We start from the raw sequence: 1,127 nt of genomic DNA, 5'->3' as shown, positions 1-1,127 counted from the left end.
ACCTTGTCGTCGGCTTCGGCCGCCTTGATCAGCGAGCGGATCGCGGTCGGCGCGGTGTAGAACACGGTGACCTTGTGGTCGCCGATCATCTTCCAGAAGCGGCCGGCGTCCGGGTAGGTCGGCACGCCTTCGAACACGACCTGCGTGCCGCCGCAGGCGAGCGGGCCGTACGTGATGTACGTGTGGCCCGTGACCCAGCCGATGTCGGCCGTGCACCAGAACACGTCGGTGGGCTTCCAGTCGAAGGTCCACTTCATCGTCTGCGCGGCCCACAGCAGGTAGCCGCCGGTGCTGTGCTGCACGCCCTTCGGCTTGCCGGTCGAGCCCGACGTATACAGGATGAACAGCGGATGCTCGGCGCCGACCCATTCCGGTTCGCACTGGTCGGATTCGCCGGCGGTCACCTCGTGCATCCACAGGTCGCGGCCGGCGTGCCAGTCGATCTTGCCGCCGGTGCGGCGATAGACGATCACGCTCTTCACGGCCTCGCAGCCGCCCATCGCGATCGCTTCGTCCGCGATGCTCTTCAGCGGCAGCGTCTTGCCGCCGCGCGCCTGCTCGTCGGCGGTGACGAGCGCCGTCGCGCCGACGTCGACGAGCCGCTCGTTCAGCGACTTCGCGGAGAAGCCGCCGAACACGACCGAGTGCGTCGCGCCGATGCGTGCGCAGGCCTGCATCGCGACGATGCCTTCGATCGACATCGGGATATAGATGACGACGCGGTCGCCCTTGCCGATCCCGCGCTTTTTCAGCGCATTCGCGAAACGCGACACGCGCGCGAGGAGATCCGCATAGGTGACGCGCGTGACGGTGCCGTCATCGGCTTCGAAGATCACCGCGACGCGCTCGCCGTTGCCGGCTTCGACGTGACGGTCGAGGCAGTTGTACGACGCGTTCAGCTCGCCGTCGTCGAACCATGTGTAGAACGGCGCGTCGGACTCGTCGAGCACTTTCGTGAACGGCTTGTGCCACGCAAGGCCCTCGCGCGCGAGGCGCGCCCAGAAGCCTTCGTAATCGTTCTCGGCCTCGGCGGCGAGCGCACGATAGGCCGGCATGCCGGAAATGGTCGCCGCCTGTTCGAGCGCCGCGGGCGGCGCAAACTGACGGGTTTCGTGAAGAACCGATTC

At 67.2% G+C, this 1,127-nt stretch carries 1 protein-coding gene; it reads right to left on the bottom strand.

The features are described from left to right. Positions 1-1,127, bottom strand: a 1,127-nt coding sequence (locus G3N64_RS39185) for an AMP-binding protein (RefSeq protein WP_205788905.1), incomplete at both ends; no start/stop codon positions are given.

This window comes from Burkholderia sp. Ac-20344 (assembly GCF_017104975.1).
Lineage (GTDB): Bacteria > Pseudomonadota > Gammaproteobacteria > Burkholderiales > Burkholderiaceae > Burkholderia.
Note: the sequence above shows the minus strand (reverse complement) of the source record. Positions and strands in the feature narration are given on the sequence as shown.